At 59.6% G+C, this 22,724-nt stretch carries 19 protein-coding genes; 12 read left to right on the forward strand and 7 right to left on the reverse strand.

Annotated features, from left to right (window positions below):
• Nucleotides 1-442 precede the first annotated feature (442 nt).
• The 3 genes from ACNFCI_RS14425 to ACNFCI_RS14435 all read left to right on the forward strand — a co-directional run bounded on the left by ACNFCI_RS14425 (nucleotide 443) and on the right by ACNFCI_RS14435 (nucleotide 4,976).
• A complete protein-coding gene (locus tag ACNFCI_RS14425) occupies nucleotides 443-2,299 on the forward strand; it encodes a hypothetical protein (protein ID WP_216891714.1) in 1,857 nt (618 codons plus the stop codon).
• A gap of 934 nt (nucleotides 2,300-3,233) precedes the next feature.
• Complete coding sequence (locus ACNFCI_RS14430; RefSeq protein ID WP_200929071.1) at nucleotides 3,234-3,752, forward strand: hypothetical protein; 519 nt, start codon at nucleotides 3,234-3,236, stop codon at nucleotides 3,750-3,752.
• 231 nt (nucleotides 3,753-3,983) lie between these two features.
• Nucleotides 3,984-4,976 carry an HNH endonuclease gene (locus ACNFCI_RS14435; protein ID WP_200929072.1) on the forward strand — a complete coding sequence of 331 codons (993 nt, stop codon included), beginning with the start codon at nucleotides 3,984-3,986 and terminating at the stop codon, nucleotides 4,974-4,976.
• A gap of 164 nt (nucleotides 4,977-5,140) precedes the next feature.
• Here the strand turns inward: ACNFCI_RS14435 and ACNFCI_RS14440 are convergent, their stop codons facing one another.
• A complete protein-coding gene (locus ACNFCI_RS14440) occupies nucleotides 5,141-5,779 on the reverse strand; it encodes a hypothetical protein (RefSeq protein WP_200929073.1) in 639 nt (212 codons plus the stop codon).
• Nucleotides 5,780-6,247: 468 nt separating this feature from the next.
• Between ACNFCI_RS14440 and ACNFCI_RS14445 the strand changes: the two genes are divergently transcribed.
• From ACNFCI_RS14445 to ACNFCI_RS14460, 4 genes are all read left to right on the forward strand, one after another.
• Nucleotides 6,248-7,366 carry a hypothetical protein gene (locus tag ACNFCI_RS14445; protein ID WP_416768027.1) on the forward strand — a complete coding sequence of 373 codons (1,119 nt, stop codon included), beginning with the start codon at nucleotides 6,248-6,250 and terminating at the stop codon, nucleotides 7,364-7,366.
• A gap of 1,447 nt (nucleotides 7,367-8,813) precedes the next feature.
• Nucleotides 8,814-9,041, forward strand: coding sequence for a hypothetical protein (locus tag ACNFCI_RS14450; protein WP_368829374.1), 228 nt, complete (start codon nucleotides 8,814-8,816; stop codon nucleotides 9,039-9,041).
• Nucleotides 9,042-9,345: 304 nt separating this feature from the next.
• On the forward strand, nucleotides 9,346-10,413 hold the full coding sequence (locus tag ACNFCI_RS14455; protein ID WP_324818847.1) for a helix-turn-helix domain-containing protein: 1,068 nt from the start codon (nucleotides 9,346-9,348) through the stop codon (nucleotides 10,411-10,413).
• Entirely contained in the window at nucleotides 10,394-10,879 is a 486-nt protein-coding gene (locus tag ACNFCI_RS14460; RefSeq protein WP_368829373.1) for a PIN domain-containing protein, read from the forward strand. Before ACNFCI_RS14455 ends, ACNFCI_RS14460 begins: the two co-directional genes overlap by 20 nt.
• A gap of 63 nt (nucleotides 10,880-10,942) precedes the next feature.
• On the opposite strand, the gene ACNFCI_RS14465 is transcribed toward ACNFCI_RS14460, so the two are convergent.
• Nucleotides 10,943-12,499, reverse strand: coding sequence for a methylenetetrahydrofolate reductase C-terminal domain-containing protein (locus tag ACNFCI_RS14465; protein WP_368829372.1), 1,557 nt, complete (start codon nucleotides 12,497-12,499; stop codon nucleotides 10,943-10,945).
• A 262-nt stretch (nucleotides 12,500-12,761) separates the two neighbouring features.
• Here ACNFCI_RS14465 and metE point away from each other — a divergent pair, with 262 nt between their 5' ends.
• On the forward strand, nucleotides 12,762-15,068 hold the full coding sequence (gene metE / locus ACNFCI_RS14470) for a 5-methyltetrahydropteroyltriglutamate--homocysteine S-methyltransferase (RefSeq protein ID WP_368829371.1): 2,307 nt from the start codon (nucleotides 12,762-12,764) through the stop codon (nucleotides 15,066-15,068).
• Nucleotides 15,069-15,138: 70 nt separating this feature from the next.
• Here metE and ACNFCI_RS14475 read toward each other — a convergent pair whose 3' ends face one another.
• On the reverse strand, nucleotides 15,139-16,317 hold the full coding sequence (locus ACNFCI_RS14475) for an acetyl-CoA C-acetyltransferase (protein ID WP_368829393.1): 1,179 nt from the start codon (nucleotides 16,315-16,317) through the stop codon (nucleotides 15,139-15,141).
• A gap of 213 nt (nucleotides 16,318-16,530) precedes the next feature.
• On the opposite strand from ACNFCI_RS14475, the gene ACNFCI_RS14480 reads away from it, so the two are divergent.
• The 4 genes from ACNFCI_RS14480 to ACNFCI_RS14495 all read left to right on the forward strand — a co-directional run bounded on the left by ACNFCI_RS14480 (nucleotide 16,531) and on the right by ACNFCI_RS14495 (nucleotide 19,795).
• Complete coding sequence (locus tag ACNFCI_RS14480) at nucleotides 16,531-16,797, forward strand: PepSY domain-containing protein (RefSeq protein WP_368829370.1); 267 nt, start codon at nucleotides 16,531-16,533, stop codon at nucleotides 16,795-16,797.
• Nucleotides 16,797-17,330 (forward strand): cytochrome b/b6 domain-containing protein, encoded by a 534-nt coding sequence (locus ACNFCI_RS14485; RefSeq protein ID WP_084857071.1) that lies wholly within the window; start codon nucleotides 16,797-16,799, stop codon nucleotides 17,328-17,330. Before ACNFCI_RS14480 ends, ACNFCI_RS14485 begins: the two co-directional genes overlap by 1 nt.
• 140 nt (nucleotides 17,331-17,470) lie before the next feature.
• Nucleotides 17,471-18,682 (forward strand): enoyl-ACP reductase FabV, encoded by a 1,212-nt coding sequence (gene fabV / locus ACNFCI_RS14490; protein WP_324816147.1) that lies wholly within the window; start codon nucleotides 17,471-17,473, stop codon nucleotides 18,680-18,682.
• A 204-nt stretch (nucleotides 18,683-18,886) separates the two neighbouring features.
• Complete coding sequence (locus tag ACNFCI_RS14495) at nucleotides 18,887-19,795, forward strand: alpha/beta fold hydrolase (protein WP_324816144.1); 909 nt, start codon at nucleotides 18,887-18,889, stop codon at nucleotides 19,793-19,795.
• Nucleotides 19,796-19,946: 151 nt separating this feature from the next.
• Here ACNFCI_RS14495 and chrA read toward each other — a convergent pair whose 3' ends face one another.
• The 4 genes from chrA to folM form a co-directional block, all read right to left on the reverse strand.
• Nucleotides 19,947-21,266 (reverse strand): chromate efflux transporter, encoded by a 1,320-nt coding sequence (gene chrA / locus ACNFCI_RS14500; RefSeq protein WP_084857076.1) that lies wholly within the window; start codon nucleotides 21,264-21,266, stop codon nucleotides 19,947-19,949.
• Between the two features lie 106 nt (nucleotides 21,267-21,372).
• Entirely contained in the window at nucleotides 21,373-21,714 is a 342-nt protein-coding gene (locus ACNFCI_RS14505; protein WP_084857078.1) for a HopJ type III effector protein, read from the reverse strand.
• Nucleotides 21,707-22,003, reverse strand: a complete 297-nt coding sequence (locus tag ACNFCI_RS14510) for a DUF1244 domain-containing protein (RefSeq protein WP_084857080.1) — start codon at nucleotides 22,001-22,003, stop codon at nucleotides 21,707-21,709. Before ACNFCI_RS14510 ends, ACNFCI_RS14505 begins: the two co-directional genes overlap by 8 nt.
• A 10-nt stretch (nucleotides 22,004-22,013) precedes the next feature.
• Nucleotides 22,014-22,706, reverse strand: a complete 693-nt coding sequence (gene folM, locus ACNFCI_RS14515; RefSeq protein WP_084857082.1) for a dihydromonapterin reductase — start codon at nucleotides 22,704-22,706, stop codon at nucleotides 22,014-22,016.
• Nucleotides 22,707-22,724 lie beyond the last annotated feature (18 nt).

Consider the following 22,724-nt stretch of genomic DNA (forward strand, 5'->3'; position numbering starts at 1 on the left):
GCGTTACATAGCGGGCACGGGGCGCGAGCAGAACCAGTAGCAGTAACTACATAGGGTTCGGTAGAACCGCAGCCAGTGGATTCATAGGATCGATACGTATCCTTTATCACTGGAGTGATGTGACGATGAAAATCGCGATTTTCTTGGACTGGGTTCAGATGCGTATGCCATTCCTTACCAGGTGGGCAGGTCGGCTGGGATTGCTCCTAGGGCCCATTCTTTGCGTTCTACATCTGATCGCCGCATCAATTTTTCCACCATATGGGAAACTCGTACTCGCCCAATATGATGCGGTCCAGCTCACCGGAAGCCTCCTAGCCGCTCCGACTGCGCAGTATTTCATTCTGTTGGGCGCGGTCTTCGGTGTCCTCTGGGTGTTCCTTTGGGCTGTCCGGTGTGGCTTGGCTCTGCGTAGTTGGATCATCTGTCGGCGGGCGGCCTGATGAGCATTGGCACGGCTGAGGATTTCGCCGGATTCAATTGGGTATTCGGGCTGTGGGAAAACGTTGCGTTGACGATCCTGACTGCCACCGAGCCGCTATTTGTCGCATTCAACGAAACTAGCAACGCGCTTATCGTTGCGGTTGGATTTGGATGGATGCTGCTCGTTGCATTGCGCGTGGGGCAAGGAGCTGCGCGTACGGTGTTGTCAGGATTTATGATTTTTCTGGTTGTGGCGTACGGAATGAGACCCGTGACCGTGACTCTTCCAAGCGGAGCAACGGTCCGGCTGGTCGAAGCTCAGGCGGTGCCGCTCAGTTTCGTGATGACGATTCACAAAATCTACAGAGAGGCTTTTGATCAGGTCCTGAGTGATCAAACAGTGGCCGGGACAATCGTCCCTGCGCAGTCCGCGATTGACAACATGGTAGGTCGATCAGCCGAAGTGTTTGCCGGTAGTGATTTGGCCCGGCTGATTAGAGATTACAACGCCAGTTGTGCCCCGGCGCCGGCTGAGCTTGCCGGTCCCGAGCACGCGGCCAAAGTGGAAGCTTTGCAGGCTATCGGGCTGCTCGGCGGTGGTGGCTTGGGGATACCGGATGAAGAAGTCGGCGTGATAGCACAAGCACGCACGGCTATTGGCGGCGCGTGGACGTATGTTTTCGGTTCAGCCGAAGAAAATGGTGGTTGGGGAGCTTATCTGTTAGGCGGCGGGGCTGCCCGGACTAGTCTGGGTCAGGTGCTTGACCAGAGAGCTATCCAGTCGCGTCGTGAGGCCGGTATTCGTGCTCTTGAAGCTGCCGGGCCGTTCATGGGGGACCGCTATGCGCTGCCAACGCAAGCGCATTGGGCCGCCAAACTTGCAGGGGAATCTCAAGCTACGCCGTCTTACTTGTCGATCAGCACAGTGCCAGGGCAGAAGTCGGCTATCGTCGGCGACGATCAAGGAATAATGTTTCGACCCACCAGCTGCATCGAGGCATACAAAATTGCCCAGATGGGCGCTGAGCAGGCGTATCAGGCGTTGCGCGACTCGGGTGCGGTTATAGCAAGTGGGCAGCGAGTAAGCGCTGAGGTGGGGGCTGTAAGTACAGCGACAGCTTGGCAGCGATTCATGGCTGGTTCATTGCAGAAAACGGCGGGCCTCTCTCGTGGGGATAGTGAGGTTGCTGGAAGCTTCTTAGCCGCGGCTCAGATGTGGAAGAACTTCAGCGGGTGGCTTGATCTGCAAACGCTGTTACCTGGTTATGTGATCATGTCAGCCTGGTTGTTTTGGATTGTGTTACTCCTCGCGCCGTTCTTTTTGATGCTCGCACCTCTCAGGGGCGGTAGGATGTTGACCAATTGGCTGTCGCTGCTGATGCTGCCGGTCATCTCCGTTATGACCGCACAGATGATCACTGTTGCGGTGTCCCAGACTGTGGCTGCTGTTGCGGTTGCCCAAGCGGGGGCTGCTAGTGGGTGGTCAGGCGTCGGGGCGGACTATGACGGTCTTCGTGGGTTGATGTCAGCTATTGCAGCTGTATCACTGGGCATTTCCACCTGGATCACTTCGAGTATGCTAGGTGTATCGTTGGGAGGTTTGGCTGGTAGCCTGTCCGGCGCTGTGGCAACTGCCAGCGATGTAGGACGCCTAGGTATGAAAGCGGTTGGTTTTGCCATGATGGGCTCCCGAATTGCTAGCATAGCGGGAGCGGCCTCGACTGGGCGTAGGCGTGGCTCTAAAACTCAGTCGGGCAACGAAACCCCTCCATCCATGCCACCGTCAGCCAATCCGGTTGGGCCTAGCTCGATTCCCACATTTCGGCCCGGTAGCCCTGGTTTTAGATCGCTAAACCCACCGAAAGCTAGACGCTAGAGTTCGGGCAAGAGGGGCGGCGCTGACCGCCCTGGTACAGATGATGACGTCGCTATTTGCGGGGCTCATCTGTACAAGCCCTCCATTTCCGAAAGAAGCCAACAGATGCATTTGCGGCGCCCTAAAAACTCAATTGGGGGCACCGCTTTTGCGTTGCCGAAGCAGTTGGCCGCACAAGCTCGCAACTGCCGTTCCAGTGGCTCACCTTTAAGGCTCCTCTGAGATGACTCTCTGGTTCTTCGCCCTGCCATTGGCATGGCGTCGCCAGACCCAATCAAGCCTGCGCCACACCAGTGGCTATCCAGCGAAAATCTCCGAAAAACCACTGAGAATTATCGGCGCACCCTCTCGTGCTTTGGGGGACTGTTGATACACCCCGGCTTACCTTTGAGATCCGCCAAGAACTCCTCGATTCCCACTTGGGGTAGTGAGCATTTTTTTCCGGGGCCCAATGACACCATGCCAAGTGGTGTTTTGCTTCCCCCTCTACTGGGAGTGGAGATAAGCATGAAGACTCTTTTGATCACGGTTATATGCGCTGGGGGAGGGTATTGGCTGGGAACGAATCGCTTAGTACCTCCTTGGCTGGTAATCGGGTTGGCAATTTTGGGCGTGGGGTTATGGGCCATTGCCGAGTGGATTGAGCTCCGGGAAGGGATTGACGAGGGCAAACCATGATGTATGCCGATATGAAGGATCTTGCTGTGCTATCTGCAATGTTTCCTTCCTGGAGTTGGAGATTGGCGGTGAGACGACGGGTATTTGTGGCGTCGGAAGGACCGGTCATCCGACTCTACTGGATGCCAGCCCTTTTGAGCCTTGATGAGTTTCGTGCCCAGCTTTTTGTGAGGGAACTCAACGCCTTAGGCGCGTCTGGTGGCTCAAGACAGGGGGAGTGGTGATAATGGCAAATTGTTATCAAGGAGTGTGCTGTGTGAAAAAATGGAAACTGGTGATGCTGGCCGTGGCATCCGCCTCCCTTGTCGGGTGCTGGCAGAGCGATTACGCCTTTGAGGGGAAATACTTCGCTGCGGAGGGAGAGGAGTGCGCGACCCCTACTAGCGCCTCGGATCGCGAGCAATATCTTCTGGATATCACAAAGCAGGTCCACGACGGTAAAGCCTTGTACTCGGCCAGATTCCCAATCGCTGCGAAGCTGGGAGCTCCTCTCACCAGCGAACAGAGCGTGGCTGCAACAGACGATAATGAGCTGACTTTCCGGTTCACTAAACCTGAGGTCTCCGGAGTGTTTTCAGGAAGCCCTGCAGTGGAAATCGAGCTCACCGTAGTGCCTAATGAGAGCAGGAAAGATCATCTCTGGATGAGAAAAGCGACGTTCACCAGCGTGCGAGACGGGAAGGTCATCGAACGAGATTTTTTAACGACTCTGAGAGCTGCAAGCAAGGTCGGGGAGTCCGGTGCTTGTTTGAAAAAGGACAGCGGCGCTCGCTAATCGGCTGAGTATCGCCCTGTCAGAGGTGAAAGGGAGCGCCCAGGCGCTTCCTTCTTGTATCAAACCAAGTGAGTTGCATTACACTCAAGGTTGGGGGCTCTGAGGTTTTTCGCAACAAGACGCGGAGATCATTCCTGTTGACTAGCCATTTGCATCGGATGTAACCAACGTAGTTATGATTCGTCACAATCGTTCGTGACTTTGAATGTTTTTAGATAGGGAAGCAGTCGAGTGGTAAGGATTTTTCTCGCATCTGTAGTTTTATTTATGATTCTTGATGCAATCTTCCCGGGAGTTTTTCTATCTGTAAATGGTAAAATAGGCCTCTTTTCTGTAGTCCTCTTGCTGGGTGTCTGGGAGATATATTCCTACTGGTATTTTAATAACGAAAAATTTCTTAAGTTGAAGTTTGGTATTGAAGAGCACACCATAGATTGCAATAATCTAAATGAGCACATTGAAGAGCTAAAGAAAACACGGCTTTATATTAACTCTTATGACTATGGTCTTGGTGATCGTTACGATACCAGTCGATATCGTTTCAAGCGGAACGAATGGAAAAAAACCGAAAGAGATGGAAATGTTCACAATTGCTCGGCCTCCGTTTGCAAAGCTGCTAATGACCAACCATTTAAGTATCTCTGTAAGTACTTTGACATAAATGTTAGCGAAGAAACTTTATCTCACCTTGAGAATGCGCTTAACAACTATCTCGCCGCGTACCAGGGGAAAATCCTGCTTGAGCAAGAGAGGGATCGGCTTATGCAGACCCTCACTGACCCGCTGCCTTCCTTATTTTACAAGCTCAGCAAGAGTCGTTTAGCGAAAGAACTCGGCTTTGAACCTGTGCGTTTATTTGATATCGATTTTCAGACTTATAGGTTTCAATATGTTTCCTCGGGTGGGAATAGCTCCTACGAGGTGTCCATTATTCTTGATATGGAAAATCTAGAGAAATTTATAAAATACATTGGTGACAAGCTTCGGTTAAAAAATAGCGCTAAAGGCCAGCGAGCGTTGATGACTCCGCAGCTTCGTGAAAAAATAAAACAAAGGGACAATAATACATGTCAGCGATGCTGGGTTTCGGTTAAGGAGGAGCCAAATTTATTAATAGAGGTTGATCATATAACTCCCATCTCCAAGGGAGGAACCACGACCGAGGATAACCTCCAAGCTTTATGCTGGCGTTGTAACCGTACAAAGGGGGCAAAGCTTTCCTAGCGTTATGATCCGGTTTGTGAGTTAGATTTAAAATCTTGTTCTTTGAGGTGAATAGAGATTAGATGCGATTACTAATGATCAGCGTTAACTGCTCCACCGGATCAAGTTATCTAGTGGGTAATGATGACCAGTAGAGATAGTGCTCATGGTGTCGATCATTATTACTATTTCTTGGGGTAGCCTGGTATGCCAGGCTTACCAAGCGCCACCAAGTGATCGTGCACGTCTTGCATCGCGATCTCGTGAATGTTGAATTTCCCAATGTCGTGCCAGTTAGTCTGCTCTATGTCTATGTTCTTCCACCATTGTATCAAATGAGCAAAAAGCAACTTAAGTATCATGCGATAAAGTGAGTAAAATTCAGCTAGTGACTGACCGCTTTTCGCCCTCTTGATCAATGCGTGGGCTGAATTGTTTCTTGCCTGCCTGAAATGCTTGGGGAAACAACCGTAGATGCCGTAAAACTTCGTCTCGGTCATCTTATAGAAATAAGAATTAGGATTTTTACGCTCAATTTTCCACGCTTTCTCTATCGCTACCATTATGTGTTTTTCGGCATCGACAGCTATTATTTGATCAAGGCTGTTCTGGTTTCGCTGAATGAGTGCGATGCAGAACTCATACAAGTGATGGATAAACGACTGAAAAGCCCCATGTGCGAGAATGATCTGCTCAACACTATTGCCACCGGTGGCTAACTGGAATTCCATATCGAAGAATTCATCATACGCTTTTCTGCATAAGATCGATTCGTGCGCCAGCACGGCGCATAGCAGTCTGTCTTTCTCTTCGCTAATGGCCATCTTACCGATCCTTTTCCAGATATTTTTTAGCATTAATCCAAAATCACTAGATACCAAACGCCTACAATCAGACTATACCGGCACGGCTCGGTAGCCACCTTCAACACAGGGAAATGGGCTGCGTCTAGCTCGATCAATTGACCCGCTGATGTTCACGCGGGCTGCTACAGCGGTCTCTTTAGACCCCGGTATTCAGCTCCCAAAACGCCCCATCCTGGCTCAAGGACAATTGTCGCGGCGAGTCGCAATCTGGCATGAAGGCGGCGCATTGGGAAGGTTCGCCATGCAAAAGCGGCACGTACATTACTGATGTAACGAGTACAGCAAAAGGCAGCCTTATCGCGAGCTTTCCACTCGTTAGTTTTAATCGTTGGACGTCGGCGAATACGGCAGGAGCCGTCACGTTTTGTACTGCCTACAGGCGGTCATGCCTGGGCACATGATAATAAAAAGAGGACGCTACTCATCATGACGATGCCAAAGTCAACCCTGGATGTCTCCAGAATGTTCATTATTGGTGGTGCATGCATTGCACTACTCATCGGCTCAGGTTTTGCGACGGGCCAGGAAATCATGCAGTACTTTGTCGCCTATGGTCATGCCGGGCTGATCAGTATCCTCCTGATGTTTGCACTCTTTACCTATGTTGCGTTCAGTTTCGTCATGGCGGGTTACGAACAAAAGTTCAGCGCGCCCAAGGAAATATTCACGTATTACTGCGGTAAAAAACTCGGCGCCTTCTTCGACTATTTCTCGGTGCTTTTCCTGTATATGTCGTTCTGGGTGATGATTGCCGGAGCGGGGGCCGCGCTCAATCAGAAACTTGGCTGGCCTAACTGGTATGGCGGCGTGTTGATGGGGGGCTTGACCTTGGTCACGCTGTTCTTCGGCTTCAATCGGTTGATCAACGTGGTGGGTTCGATCGGCCCTCTGCTTTCGGTTCTAGCGATCATGATAGGTGTGGCAGGTGTCGTCATGAACACCCAGGGGCTGGTTGAATTCCCTGCCGTATTGAAGCCATTGACCGAAAGCAAGACCGTTCTGCAGGCCGGGAGCAACTGGTTTACAGCCTGCCTTTCCTACGTAGGTTTCTGCATGATGTGGCTGGCGGTCTTCATGACCAACCTGGGCAGTACCAGCAAGAGCCGGGCAGAGGCAGGGGGTGGTGCGTTTTTGGGGATGTTGCTTTTTTCCCTGGCCGTGCTGGCCATGATGCTGGGCCTGGCTGCAAACCTCAGCGATGTTGCCACTGCGCAGATCCCATCCCTGGTGCTGGTTGAAAAAATTTCCCCTTCGCTGACCGGCCTGATCACGGTGGTGATTCTCGCCGCCATCTACACCACGGCAGCGTCGCTGCTCTGGGCCCCAGTGAAACGCTTCGCGCCAGATGAGTTCAGCATTCGTCATCGACTGCTGCTGTGTGTGCTTTGCACCGTGGGCACGCTGGTTGGTCTGAATGTGCCGTTCGATGCACTGATCAACGTGGTATACGTGGTCAATGGCTATATTGGTTTCGGTTTGCTCTTCCTGATGCTGGTCAAGGATTTCAAGACCCGCGTATTGAAGCGCTCCCTCCAAACCGTATAAGCAAAAATCGCTTATCTTCACGCTGAACCTCACAGGTGATCGACTGAGACGCTGTTGGACGTCTCAGTCGATCTTTGCTTATGTGAAACGCTTAGGGAAACTCCGATCAAGTCAGCACAGGCGGCCTGACCTGTGCTGACTTGATCGGAGTTTCCGTAGGCATGCTGGTTGATGAGGCATCAGTGCGCTTGCTCTCTCACCACCATGTCCTCACGTGCCGGTTCGATTCCGATCACTGTTTCCGCCCAGTGATCGTCAGACTCGATTGGGTTGAGTGCCTTTTTGAGTACCTATTCAATTTATACAACCCATGGATTGCCTGCTTTTACTGAGATGCATGGTACAAATTCGATTCCTGTCTCCGGCACCATACAGATTGGCCAGTGACAACTTTTGTTATCTGGCGCCAAGAAAGAAACCCGCCTAGTGCGGGTTTTTTTGCCTGTTTTTCCGCTGCAGGCCTACGTACCTTATAAGTCCTTCAGTGAAACCTTTATTCGCTGAGGACCCGGCAGACGCTTTCGCTGCCTCTAAGGTCGTGTCATGGCGGTGGTACGCGGGACACCTTCGGTGTGCCGGGCCCCTTTCGTCCCGGTCGGCCAACCCGCGTATTGCTTCCACCCTGACTTGCTTGGTCATGAAGGGTAACAAGCCTCCTAGAACAACCCGCTGGTGGCACGCGAGGGTATCTGCATTGGCGGCCTTCAGAACGGCGAAAAAAATGCGCCCAGGTGGTTCTGGCACGTGGGGCGTGACAATTTAATGGGAGTCCCTTAACGAAACGGGACTTCCCCCATGCGTAAATTTCTTTATGACCTCACTGTGGCCATCGTTAGTCGATTCATTAGCGGCTTGATGCTGTCCGTGTTGCTCTCAGTAGCAGTGGCTGCACAGCAACCAACGCTGTTGATCCTTGTTATACAAGTGCAATAGGTTGCTCTCCGTACGGGGAGAGGTGGAGCTTCAATCTGGTGATGCCTCCGAGCCACGCGATATCAAGCCTTTTCCTACGGCAGATCACGGCCTTTTCAGGCAGCCTCGACCTTGCACTAGCAGACTCGCAGGGATAAATTGCCCCCAGTCGCGGCAAATTCCGCGACCGGGTTTGGCGACCCGGATAAACTTGGCGCATCAGCGCCCCACACGACCGCAGGCGCTTTTTTTATGCTTGCGGCCTCGTGCTATGGCGGCTGTGCGTGGGAGACCCTCGGGTCTGCCGGGTTCCAAGTTCCCGGTTCGCCAACCTGCGTACAGCTGCCACCCATTGTTTGGCGACGGTGCGTGGCAGCTCCAACCTAACTTGGAGTCTCATGCATGCTTACGTTGAGCCCACTCAGGATCCTCGCATCCGCTCTCCGCCGCCTAACCTCGCCGGCGCCTGAACCCCACCGTTTCTACCCCATCCATACCCAGGGCAACCCAACGCCTGCGCGAAGTCAGGTGCCCCGTGACTGAGCACGAACGCATTGCCACCCTCCAGAGCTATGTCTGGACCCTCGAACTGCTCGGCGAATCGCTGGTGCATCACGACGAGCGATTGGAATGTGATCACCAACCGCAACTGAGTTTCCGCGCCACGGCGGGGATTCATCAGGCGATCAAGATCATTAGCCGTTTGGCGGGTGAGCAGTGCGGCACGCTGCTTGATGAGGGGCGGGCTGGGGAGGGGGAATAGAGGGTTTGTTGTAGGCGTTGGGCGCTGGGGTGGTGTTTGGTCGAGATTGGGGCCGCTGTGCGGCCCATCGCGGCACAAGTCCCCACAGGAGCGGCGCTAGCCAGATGTTGGGTGATAGCGCAGAGGCTTTGCCGTTCTCCTGCAAACATTTGCGACGCTTTAAGGCGGGGTCGAGCCTTGTACCGCGCCGTTCATAGGAATAGCTTGCCCCGAACGCTGGAAAAACCTGCTCGACCTGAATCCTCCATTGGTTTATATTTTTTAGACTTAAATGAATTTCATAAACCTTGTTGGGAGGTCAGCAATGATCGGCGAACGCCTGAAACGTGCCCGCGCTGCTGCTGGCTTGTCGATGCAGGCGCTCGGCGAGGAGGTTGGCGTCAGCGCCAACATGATCAAGAAATACGAGCACGATCAGAGCATGCCCAGTTCCGGGGTGCTGATCCGTCTGGGCAAAGCCCTGTCTGTACGTGCCGAATATTTCTTCCGCCCCACGAAGGTCGAGCTCTCCGGCATCGAATATCGCAAGCGTTCCAGCACCCCAAAGGCGACCCTCAAGCGCATCGAGGCCGATGTGCTGGACCAGGCTGAGCGCTGGCAGGAGTTGATCAATCTTTGGCCAGAGTACCCGGTGCAGGCATTCACCGTACCTGGAGGGTTGCCGCCACAGGTGGATGCGCTGGAGCAGATCGATGCATTGGCAGATCAGGTTCGTGCCGAGTGGGACTTGGGCCTGAGCCCGATTCCAGACCTCATCGATGTGTTGGAGTCTCGCGGCATTCTGGTGATCATCACGGATGTCGATGCCCAGGCAAAATTCGATGGCTTGCAGGCAACGATAGCTGGGCAGCCTGTTGTGGTGGTATCTGCCAACTGGCCGGGTGATCGGCAGCGCTTCACGTTGGCCCATGAGTTGGGCCACTTGTTATTGCATGATCGGTTGGCCGAATCACTCGATGAAGAGAAGGCCTGCAACCGCTTTGCCTCTTCGTTCCTAGTGCCTGCCAGCGCGATACGCCAGCAGCTGGGTGAAAAGCGGCACATGTTAGAGATGCGCGAGCTCTATCTGCTCAAGACCGAATATGGGTTGAGCATGCAGGGTTGTCTCTATCGTGCCGCAGACCTGGACATCATCACGCAGAAGGTGCGGGAGCGTTTGTTCATGGTCTTCGTCAAGCAAGGATGGCGCACGCAGGAGCCCGGGCAGCCTTATCGGCAGGAGTCCACGCGTTTGTTCCAGCAATTGGTCTATCGGGCGCTGGGCGAGGGTATCTTGAGTGAGTCCAAGGCCGCTGAGCTGTTGGGCATGACCGTTTTCCAGTTCCATCAGGCACGCAAGCTGGAGTTATTGGATGCAGTTGCTCATCAGTGATGCCAACATCCTGATCGACCTCGAAGAAGGAGAGCTGCTGGAGCAGCTCTTCAGGCTCCCCTACCAATTCACTGTTCCCGATATCCTGTTTTTCGAAGAGCTTGAAGTCCAGCATGGCCACTTGCTACGCAGAGGGCTGGCGCTGGGAGAATTGTCTTCCGACACCATGTTGTATGCATCGAACCTGATGGCGCGGGTGCGGGGGCCGAGTCGCAATGACTGCTTTGCCCTGGCGCTTGCCAGGCAAGAGAACTGCCCCCTCCTTTCTGGCGATGAGGCGCTGCGTCACACCGCGCGGGATGAGGCTGTGGAGGTCAGAGGAACGCTTTGGGTAGTTGAAGAGATGATTCAGAAGCAGGTCATCACGGTTGGCCAAGCGCGTGAGGCTTACGAGCGGATGAGAGCCAATGCGCGTCGGCTGCCCTGGGCGATGGCATATCAGCGGTTGGACGATCTGTTTCCGTAGCCCCGAGCCGTTTCGCCTCGAAGGCGCGTGCCAAGCCTGTCTGTGGATAAATCTCGTTGTGGATCAATTTTCCAGCTCGGTCGCTGGGCTGGCCTGCTGGGTTGGCGCTTTGCGTTCGGCTTGGGGGCCTGATCGTAGAGCAAGCCCACTCCTGCACGGGGTCGCGGTGGTCAGGGGCGCAGCGGCCGGAGCTTCGAACCAGGTTGGCCATGAGCTGCGATGGCGGGTGCCTTCTTCGATGCAGGGGATGAGGCGTTCGGTCAGCACGGCGGTTTGTTGCACGGCTTTGGCGGTGCGGTATTTCACGCTGTGCACGCATTCCCGGTCGCCGAACTCGCAGCGGTTGAGCGTGGTCCCGCCGCAGGGGCCGTTGGCCAGGCCTTTGGGGCAGCTTTCGGGGCAGATGTAGAGGGTGTCTTCCAGGCGGCAGCGGCCGCAGGTGTCGCAGCCCAGCAATGGCCTTTTCACGCTGCGCTCCAGGCGATGGAGTACGCGGGCGCCGGTGGGCGTTGCCCAGAGGGGGCGTTGCACGGCCCAGCCGAAGGCCTGGCTCAGCCAGTTGGTGCGGTTGAACAGCAATGAATGCGCGCCGTGCAGTAGGTGGTAACGCGCTGTTTCCTTGGGCGAGGCGGTGACCTGGGACTCACCCAGGCGCCAGTTGGCGCCGGGTGGGTGGAAGGTGACGGCGGGCAGGCCGGGCATTTGCCAGCAGGCGTGCCAGGCGGGCGCCCATTGTTCGAGTGACTGGAGGCGAGCCTGCCAGTCGTTGATGGCGTTTTCCAGGGCCTGCAGTTGCTCCAGATCGTGGATGCCGGAGAGGTGGATGCCGGCATAGCCCATCAGGCGCAGGCCGATGATCTGCAGGGCCAGGCGCTCGAGACTGCGGGCCTGGGCGTGGGCCTTGGAGACGGCGGCTTCGGCGGCGAGCAGGTCGTGCATGGAGGGGGTGACGACGATGCCGGCGACGTGCTCGAAGATCTTCGCGCGACCCAGGGTCAGGCCCATCACGCAGGCCATCAGGGGCTTGGGGTTGGGCTGGCGCTGCATCCACTGGAGGGCTTCAAGGTGCTTGCTGGCGTCGAAGCCTAGCTGCAGGGCGAGAAAGTCCGCGCCGGCAGCGAGTTTCTTTTCGGCCTTGAAGTACTGGGCGCCGCCTTCTTCCTCGCGGTACTTGAACGGGTGCATGCCAGCGCCCAGCAGCCAGTCGGGGCGAGCCTGGCGGACGATCTGCAGGGCGGAAACCGACTCGAGGTAGCGCACCGGGCGCTGGCCGGGGACGTGCCCGGGCAGGCGGTCGCCGGTCAGCAGCAAGAGCTGGTCGAGGCCGGCGGCGTCCATCTGCTGCAGTTGGTCGAGCAGATGATGGCGTTCGCGGTCCTTGCCGGAGAAGTGCAGCAGGGTGGGATGGGGCTGTCGGAAGCTGCTGTAGGCGTCCAACGGCGACATTTCGAAGGGGCTGCCGACGCGGTCGGCGATGGCCACGGTCATGGGCCAGCCGCACAGGTGTTTGCGCGCCATGAGGGCTTCGATGCTGGCGAAGCGCTCGCTGGAGGACTTAGGGACGAACTCCATGACGCAGACGAAGGTTTTGTCGTGCAGCGCCGTTTTCAGCTGGCTCATGGGCGGTCGGGTATCTGGTTTGGGCACCGTGGCATTGTGGGGTAGGGCGAAGGTTGGGGGATGTCCGGATGCGTAGGGAATTGCTTTGAATGAGACATGGGGTTGGCCTTGAGGGCCCTATCGCGGGGGCAAGCCTGCGCCCATAGGGTGGGTGGTCATCATGAGAAAATCTTGAGTTGTCCTTAAATTAAATGAGTTTGTCTCACGGATGCGTGCCCAGGAAAATCCCCTCATTCATTTTTACGTTTCTGAGGGACAAGACATGGCACTGGCGCACAACCTGGGCTTTCCGCGTATCGGCCGGGACCGCGAGCTGAAGAAGGCCCTGGAGGCCTTCTGGAAGGGCGAGCTGGACGAAGCCGGCCTGCGCGCGGTGGGCCGCGAGCTGCGCGCCGCGCACTGGCAGGTGCAGAAGGACGCGGGTATCGAGCTGCTGCCGGTCGGCGACTTCGCCTGGTACGACCAGGTGCTCACCCATTCGCTGACTTTCGGCGTGATCCCGGCACGGTTTCGCGCAGAAAAGGATGCCAAGCCCAGCCTGCACACCCTCTTCGCTATGGCCCGGGGCGTCAGCGATACTTGCTGCGGTGCTCATGCCCAAGAAATGACCAAGTGGTTTGATACCAACTACCACTACCTGGTCCCGGAATTCACCGCTGACCAGGCCTTCACCCTGAGCTGGGAACAGCTGTTCGAGGAAGTGGACGAGGCCAAGGCCCTGGGCCACGCAGTCAAGCCGGTGGTGATCGGCCCGCTGACCTACCTATGGCTGGGCAAGGCCAAGGGCGCCGACTTCGACAAGCTGGAGCTGGTCGAGCGCCTGGTGCCGCTGTACGACACCATCTTCAACCGCTTGGCCGCCCAAGGCGTGGAATGGGTGCAGATCGACGAACCTATCCTGGCGCTGGACCTGCCTCAGGATTGGAAGAATGCCTACGAGCGCGTCTACAACATCCTACAGCGCGCGCCGCTGAAGAAGCTGGTCGCCACCTATTTCGGCGGCCTGGAAGACAACCTGGGCTTGGCCGCCAACCTGCCGGTCGATGGCCTGCACATCGACCTGGTGCGTGCGCCGGAGCAGTTTCCGACGATTCTCGATCGCCTGCCGGCCTACAAAGTCCTGTCCCTGGGCGTGGTCAATGGCCGCAACGTGTGGCGCTGCGACCTGGAAAAGGCCCTGGACGTGTTGCGTCACGCGGCTGAGCGCCTGGGCGACCGGCTGTGGGTCGCGCCGTCCTGCTCGCTGCTGCACAGCCCGGTGGACGTGGCCCGTGAGGACCAGCTCGACGCCGAGCTGCAAGGCTGGCTGGCCTTCGCTGTGCAGAAATGCCAGGAAGTAGCTGTGTTGGCCAAGGCCATCGATGCGCCGCAGGCCCTGGAGGTGCTCGTGGCCCTGGCGCAGAGCCGCGCCGTGCAGGTCAGCCGCGCCGCCTCGCCACGTATCCACAAGCCGGCCGTGCAGGCCCGGGTGGCGGCGATCCAGCCGGCGGACAGCCAGCGCCTGTCGCCTTTTGCCCAGCGCATCGTCAAGCAGCGTGCTGGGCTGAATTTGCCCGCGTTTCCGACCACGACGATCGGCTCGTTCCCACAAACCCCGGCGATCCGCCTGGCGCGGCAGGCGTTCAAGCAAGGCACGCTGGCCGAGGCCGACTACATCGAGGCGATGCAGAACGAAATCCGCCAGGCGGTGCAGATCCAGGAGCAGCTGGGCCTGGATGTGCTGGTGCATGGTGAGGCCGAGCGCAACGACATGGTCGAGTACTTCGCCGAGCAGCTCGACGGCTATGCCTTCACGCGTTTCGGTTGGGTGCAGAGCTACGGTTCGCGCTGCGTGAAGCCGGCGGTGATCGTCGGTGACCTGAGCCGCCCGAAGGCCATGACCGTAGGCTGGAGCACCTATGCCCAGGGCCTGACCGACAAACCGATGAAGGGCATGCTGACGGGCCCGGTGACCATGCTGATGTGGTCCTTCCCGCGTGAGGATGTGAGCCGCGAGGCGCAGGCTCGGCAACTGGCGTTGGCCATTCGTGACGAAGTGCTGGACCTCGAGGCGGCGGGTATCCGCATCGTGCAGATCGACGAAGCCGCGTTCCGCGAAGGCCTGCCCTTGCGTCGCAGCGGCTGGCCGCACTACCTGGACTGGGCCACCGAGGCCTTCCGCCTGTGCGCCTCGGGTGTGCGCGATGAAACCCAGGTACACACCCATATGTGCTACAGCGAGTTCAACGATGTGATCGAGTCGATCGCGGCGATGGACGCTGATGTGATCACCCTCGAGACTTCGCGTTCGGACATGGAGCTGTTGGCGGCCTTCGAACGCTACAACTACCCCAACGAGATCGGCCCTGGGGTGTATGACATCCACTCGCCACGGGTGCCAGGCAAGGAGGCGATGGTCCAGCTGTTGCGCAAAGCGGCCCAGCGTATTCCGGCCGAGCGGCTGTGGGTCAACCCGGATTGCGGGTTGAAGACCCGCGGGTGGCCGGAGACCGAGGCGGCGTTGGTGAACATGGTGGCGGCGGCCCGGGAGTTGCGTGGTGCTGGCTTGGTTGGGGGGGCGAAGGTGTAAGGCGTCGGGGCCGGTGTTGCCTGTTCTGGCCCAATCGCGGGACAAGCCGGATCGCGATTGGGCCTTGAGATCAGCGCTCGATCGCCAGCGCTACGCCCTGCCCACCGCCAATGCACAGGGTCGCCAGCCCTTTCTTGGCATCGCGTTTGATCATCTCGTGCAGCAGGGTCACCAGCACGCGGCAGCCGGAGGCGCCGATAGGGTGGCCGAGGGCGATGGCGCCGCCGTTGACGTTGACGCGCGCAGCATCCCACTCTAGCGCCTTGCCCACTGCCAGGGCCTGGGCGGCGAAGGCCTCGTTGGCTTCGATCAGCTCCACATCCGCCAGTTGCCAGCCGGCCTTGTCCAGGCAGCGCTGGGTAGCGGACACCGGGCCGATGCCCATGATCGCCGGGTCCACGCCCGCGCTGGCATAGGACGCGATCTTCGCCAATACCGGCAGGCCCAGGGCCTTGGCCTTGGAGGCGCTCATCAGCAGCACGGCGGCGGCGCCGTCGTTCAGGCTCGAGGCGTTGCCGGCGGTGACGCTGCCGTCTTTCTTGAAGGCCGCACGCAGCTTGCCCAGGGCCTCGGCGGTGGTGCCGGGGCGTGGCTGTTCGTCGGTGTCGAACACCAGCGGCTCGCCTTTTTTCTGCGGCATCACGATCGGGGTGATCTCATCCTTGAAGCGGCCGGCCTCGATGGCGGCCACGGCCTTGCGCTGGGATTCGGCGGCGAAGGCATCCTGCTGTTCGCGGGTGAGGGCGTATTTTTCCACCAGGTTCTCGGCGGTGATGCCCATGTGGTAGTCGTTGAAGGCGTCCCACAGGCCGTCGCTGATCATGGTGTCGACCATCTGGCCATGGCCCATGCGCTGGCCGGTGCGGGCCGAGGGCAGCACATAGGGCGCCAGGCTCATGTTCTCCTGGCCGCCGGCGATCACCACCTCGGCGTCGCCGCAGCGGATGGCCTGGGCCGCCAGGTGCAAGGCCTTCAGACCCGAGCCGCACACTTTGTTCAGGGTCAGGGCGGGCACGCTGTAGGGCAGGCCGGCCTTGATCGCGGCCTGGCGCGCCGGGTTCTGGCCGGCACCTGCGGTCAGCACCTGGCCGAGAATCACTTCGTCGACCTGGGCCGGGTCCAACTGGGTCTGCTCCAGCAGGCGCTTGATGACCGCAGCGCCCAGGTCCACGGCCGGCACAGTGGCCAGGGCCCCCTGGAAGCTGCCGATGGCGGTACGGGTTGCGGCGACGATGACCACGTCGTTCATCTTGTTGTTCTCCGTGCAAGGGATGGGCGCCAGGTCGGCGGATTGCACCAGCATCGGCGGGTTGGGTTCATTTGTTAAGTTTGTTTTTCTTTGCGATTGATCCGAAAAGCAAATGAATGGTCGCGGGCGTGGAGAATGCCCAGGCCCTCGGGCAAATGCGCCGCGGCTGGCTAAGCTTGTTCTGTTCATTTCTTTCCACTGGAGCCAACCACCATGCGGACCCTGATCGCCGTCGGCCTGCTGCTCGCAAGCAGCGCCGCCTTCGCCACCACCAAATGCACCACTGCCGACAAAAGCACCTGGCAAGACCAGGAGAAATTCCAGGCCCAGCTCAAGGAGCAGGGCTATCGCATCAACAAGTTCAAGGTCACCGAGGGCAACTGCTACGAGATCTACGGCTTCGACAAGGACGGCCGCAAGGTCGAGATCTACCACGACCCAGTGACCGGCAAGGCGGTCAAGACCGAGATCCATGACTGATGGCCAGTGTGCGGCTCTGGGACCCGTTGCTCAGGTGCTGCCACTGGTCCCTGGCCTTGGTGTTCTTCGCCAACTCGTTCTTCAACGAAGAGGGTGACGACTGGCACCAATGGCTGGGCTACTACGCCCTAGCCTGCGTGGCCGTGCGCCTGGTCTGGGGCTTCGTAGGGCCGCCCAGCGCGCGCTGGGCGGACTTCTGGCCGACGCCGTCGCGGCTGGCGGCACACGCCAGGGCGTTGATAACGGGCGCGCCTTATCATCGCCTCGGCCATTCGCCGATCGGCGCGTTGGTCATGCTGTTGATGCTTGCCTGCGTCGTCGGGCTGGGCGTGACCGGCTGGCTGTCCCAGGAGGTCGATGCCCTGTGGGGCGTCGATTGGCCTACGGACGTGCACAGCGTGCTGGCCAATACTTTGTTGGCGTTGGTTTGCGTGCACCTGCTGGCCGCGGTGGTGGAGAGCGTGCGCCTGCGGGAGAACCTGCCGCTGTCGATGCTCACCGGCCGTCGCCGCCTGCCGGACGACCGGCGCTGACCCGCCAGGTTGTTTTGAATCGTGCCAATCACCTCCGTAATATGTGTCGGATAACCTGCGGGGGTAGTCTCACCCTCTGATCAAACGGAATCGTCCCCTGCGGCGCGCTTCCTCGGCACAAACCTGAAGAGGTACAGACATTGGCCATCATTCATCCCAAGGTTCGCGGTTTCATCTGCACCACGACTCACCCGAAGGGCTGCGAGCTCAACGTCCGTGACCAGATCGAAGCCACCCGCAAGCAGGGTGTGCGCGAAGATGGTCCGAAGAAGGTCTTGGTGATCGGTGCATCCAGCGGCTACGGCCTGGCTGCACGTATTACCGCAGCGTTCGGCTTCAAGGCCGACACCCTGGGCGTATTCTTCGAAAAGCCGGGCACCGAGACCAAGGCCGGTACCGCCGGCTGGTACAACGCTGCCGCCTTCGACAAGTTCGCCAAGGCCGAAGGCCTGTACAGCAGGTCGATCAACGGTGACGCCTTCTCCGACGAAGCCCGCGCCAAGGTCATCGAGCTGATCAAGAACGAAATGGGCGGCAAGGTCGACCTGGTCGTCTACTCCCTGGCCTCGCCGGTGCGCAAGCTGCCGCAGACCGGCGAACTGGTGCGCTCGGCGCTCAAGCCGATCGGCCAGCCGTACAAGTCGACCGCCATCGACACCAACAAGGACACCATCATCGAGGCCAGCATCGAGCCGGCCACCGAGCAGGAAATCCAGGACACCGTTACCGTCATGGGTGGCCAGGACTGGCAGCTGTGGATCGACGCCCTGGCCGGCGCCGGTGTGCTGGCCGAAGGCGCACGTACCGTGGCCTTCAGCTACATCGGCACGGAAATCACCTGGCCGATCTACTGGCACGGTGCCCTGGGTCAGGCCAAGCAGGACCTGGACGAAACCGCCCTGCGCCTGGACAAGAAACTGGCCGCTGAGGTCAAGGGCGGCGCCAACGTGGCGGTGCTCAAGTCGGTCGTTACCCAGGCCAGCTCGGCCATCCCGGTGATGCCGCTGTACCTGTCGATGGTCTTCAAGATCATGCAGGAGAAGGGCGTGCACGAAGGCACCCAGGACCAGCTGGACCGCATGTTCCGCGACCGCATGTACCGCGCCGATGGCGCTGCGATGCCGGTGGACGAGAAGGCCCGCCTGCGCCTGGACGACTGGGAGCTGCGCGATGACGTACAGGACGCCTGCAAGGCCCTGTGGCCGCAGGTGACCACCGAGAACCTGTTCCAGCTGACCGACTATGCCGGTTACAAGAAGCAGTTCCTCAACCTGTTCGGCTTCGAGCGTGCTGACGTCAACTACGACGAAGACGTGGCCACCGACGTGAAGTTCGACTGCATCGAGCTGTAATCGCCTGCAGTTTTGGGGGGCCGCTGCGCGGCCCTTTCGCGGCACAAGGCCGCTCCTACGGACCGAACCTCCGGCCCCTGTAGGAGCGGCCTTGTGCCGCGAAAAGAGGGCAAAGCCCTCCCAATACTCCAATCTGTCTGCGAAACGGCCCCCACAAGCCGCTTGTTTTTGCTAGCGTTGGCGCACCAGCACAGGAAGCGCGCCATGAGCAGCCTCATCCAACCCGCCACCGCCTTTCGCCACACCGCTGCCGACGGCTACACCCTCGGCGGTTTCTGCTGGCGCCATGCCGAACCCGACGCCCAGCGCCCGCTGGTGATTATCAACGCCGCCACCTCGGTGCGTTGCCGCTACTACGCGCGCTTTGCCGACTACCTCTTCGCCCAGGGCTTCGATGTGCTGACCTATGACTACCGGGGCATCGGCGAGTCACGCCCGGTATCGTTGCGCGGTTTCCAGGCGTCCTGGAGCGACTGGGGGCGGCTGGATTTCGAGGCCATGCTGCACCTGGCCGCTGAAGCCTTCCCAGGCCAGCCGGTGGATGTGGTAGGCCACAGTTTCGGCGGCTGTGCGGTGGGCCTGGCGCCGTCCGGCAGCCGGTTGCGGCGGGTGGTGATGGTGGGCGCGCAGTTCGCCTATTGGCGCGACTACGCAGCCGACCAGCGTTGGCGCCTGCTCGGCAAATGGCACCTGGTGATGCCGCTGCTGACCCGCTTGTGCGGCTACTTTCCCGGCAAGCGCCTGGGCTGGATGGAAGACACCCCGGCCGGGGTGGTGCACGACTGGACCACCCGCACGCCGCGCTACGAGCATCGCCCCAGTGGCCGGGCGTTGGCCGAGCTGCCGTTCGCCAGGGTGCGCGCGGCGACCCTGGCGATCAGCCTGACCGACGACCCGTTCGGCACCGTGGCCGCCACCGAGCGTCTATTGGGGTACCTGCAAGGCGCCGAGCGTCGGCACCTGCGCCTGGCGCCTGGGGATATCTCGGCGGGTGAGATCGGCCATTTCGCCTTCTTCCACGACCGTTTCCGCGAAAGCCTGTGGCCGATTGCCTTGGCCTGGTTGCAGCAGGGCGGGCTGCCCGATCAGGTGCCGGGACGAGTCATCGGTTGAGGTGGCCTGATCCGGCCCAATCGCGGGACAAGCCCGCTCCCACGAGACCCGTGGTTGCAACTTGCCGTGCAACTGCCTTGCGACATTTTCGGAGTTGCTGCGGCCCCTGTGGGAGCGGGCTTGCCCCGCGATTGGGCCGGCCCTGCTGACTTCAAACGTGATACCCATACAGCGTCGCCAGCAACCCCGCCAACGCACAGGCAATCAATACCTCCAGCACCCCGCGGCGGAACAGCAGCAAACCCACCGCCGCCAGCACCGCAATCAGCAACGCCAGCCAATCGACCCCCGCGCCGAACCCATGGGGCCAGAACACGTGGTAGCCGAAGAACAGCGCCAGGTTGAGGATCACCCCCACCACCGCCGCGCTGATCGCCGTCAGCGGCGCGGTGAAACGCAGCTGCCGCCGTGTGCTTTCCACCAGCGGCGCGCCGATCAGGATGAACAGGAACGAAGGCAGGAAGGTGAACCAGGTCACCAGGCACGCCGCCAGGGCGCCGGCGAGGAACGCCTGGTCGGCGCCGAACTGCGCCTGTACGTAGCCGCCCACGAAGCCGACGAAGGCCACCAGCATGATCAAAGGTCCCGGTGTGCTTTCGCCCAAGGCCAGTCCATCGATCATCTGCGTCGGCGTCAGCCAGCCGTAGTAGGTCACCGCTCCCTGATACACATACGGCAACACCGCATAGGCGCCACCAAAGGTCAGCAAGGCGGCCTTGGTGAAGAACCAGGCCATCTGCGTGAAGGTACCCTCCCAGCCGAACAGCAACGTCAGTGCGGCCATCGGCAGGCACCACAGTGCAGCGCCACAGGCCACCAGCCACAGCAGGCGTGGCCAGTGGAAGCGGGTGTGCTCCGGCTGCGGCGAAGGCTCTTCGGCCACCGGTTGCTGCCCGGCGCTGGTGCGCCCGGTCTGGAACAGCTGGGGTTGCCAGCGCCCACCCAGGTAGCCGAGCACCCCGGCACCGATGACGATCACCGGAAACGGCAGGCCCAGGCCGAACAAGGCCACGAACGCCGCCAGGGCGATAGCCCACAGCGCGGCGTTGTGCAGCACACGCGAGCCGATGCGCCACGCGGCCTGCAGTACGATGGCGGTGATCGCGGGCTTGAGCCCGTAGAACAGGCCGGCCACCACCGGCTGCTGGCCGTGGACGACATAGATCCATGACAGGCCGATGAGGATGAACAGCGACGGCAGGACGAACAACCCGCCGGCGACGATACCGCCCCAGGTGCGGTGCATCAGCCAGCCCAGGTAGGTCGCCAACTGCTGGGCTTCGGGGCCGGGCAGCAACATGCAGTAGTTGAGGGCGTGGAGAAAGCGCGACTCGCTGAGCCAGCGGCGTCGCTCGACGATCTCGCGGTGCATCAGGGCGATCTGCCCGGCGGGGCCACCGAAGCCGATGAAGCCCAGCTTGAGCCAGAACAGCATGGCCTGGCGGAAGGGGATAGGGGGCTCGGTCTGCATGCAGGTCTATCCAGGGGGCAGGGGAGGGCTGTGCCCTCCCGATCGCCGGCAAGCTGGCTCCCTCATGGCCAGTGGGAGCCGGCTTGCCGGCGATCGGGCGGTGATGTCAGGCGTTACGGGTCAGTGGCTGCGCCGCGAACTTCACCCCGGCCAACCCATGCTTGATCAGCGCACGGATATTGGCATGGTCGCTCCCTTCAGGGGTGGCCAGCACACTGCGGTAGTGCTCGCCAAACGCCAGCAACGCTTCCTGGTCGCTCAACCCTTCGAGCAAGGCCAGGCCCAGGGTCTTGCACGACCCTTCGTTCTGCCCGGCGGCGTTGGCCACACCGCCATTGTCGAATGCCTGTGGCTGGTAGCTGTAGTGGGTGGCAACGAACGCCAGGGTATCGGCAAATACATGCTCACCGCTGGCGAGGCTGGCGCGCAGGCTGGTCAGATCAGTCACGGGGCTTTCCTTTTTCGAACGTAGCTTGTTGCTCGGCGCTGGCTTCTTTCTGGTACTGGGCCTTCCAATCGGCATAGGGCATGCCATACACGCGCTCGCGGGCGTCATCCAGGCTCACCTCGATCTGACGTTCGTCGGCGGCGGCCTTGTACCACTTGGACAGGCAGTTGCGGCAGAAACCGGAGAGGTTCATCAGGTCGATGTTCTGCACATCGGTGCGTTTTTGCAGGTGTTCGACCAGGCGCCGGAACGCGGCGGCCTCGAGTTCGAGCTGTTGTTGCGGGGTCATGGGGCTTCCCTCAGGTCATGCGGTTCTTCAGGTGGCGGCCACCGTTGATGACCACCTGGCTGCCGGTGCTGTACTGGCTTTCGAGCAGGAACATCACCGCCTCGATCAGCGGGCGGGCGCCGGGCTCGAATTCCAGCAAGGCTTTCTTCAGGGTCTGCTGGCGGTAGGCGTCGTCGCCGCCCTCCTTGAGGATCAGCAGGCCAGGAAGAATACCGTTGACGCGCACCTTCGGCGCGTATTTTTCAGCGAACGAGAGCACCATGTTCTGCAGCGCGGCCTTGGTCGCGGCGTAGCCGATATGGCTCTTGCTGCCTCGCGAGGAGGTCTCGTCGCAAATGTGGATGATATCGGCCTTTTCCACCTTGGCCAGCAGCTCGCCGAGGGCCAGGTTGAGGTGGTAAGGCGCCTCGACGTGCAGGCGGAACATGGTCTGCAGGTTGTCCAGGCCATCGTCGAGCCACAGCGACGCGTTGTGGATGATCGCCCGCAGGCCGTCGTGGTTGTCCTGCAGGTAGTCGATCAGGGCCTGGCGGTCGGCCTCCTGGCAGAGGTCGGCCTGGAACTGGACGATGTTCGGGTGTGGCGTGTGCGGGTGGATGCTGCGGCTGGCACTGACCACCGTATGGCCGGCCTGTGCCAGTTCGAGGGCCAGGGCCAGCCCGACGCGCTGGCTGGCGCCGGTAACGAGGATTGGGCTGTTCATGTTCGAGGCAGTCAACTT

The organism is Pseudomonas sp. NY15356, assembly GCF_048068175.1.
Lineage (GTDB): Bacteria > Pseudomonadota > Gammaproteobacteria > Pseudomonadales > Pseudomonadaceae > Aquipseudomonas > Aquipseudomonas putida_K.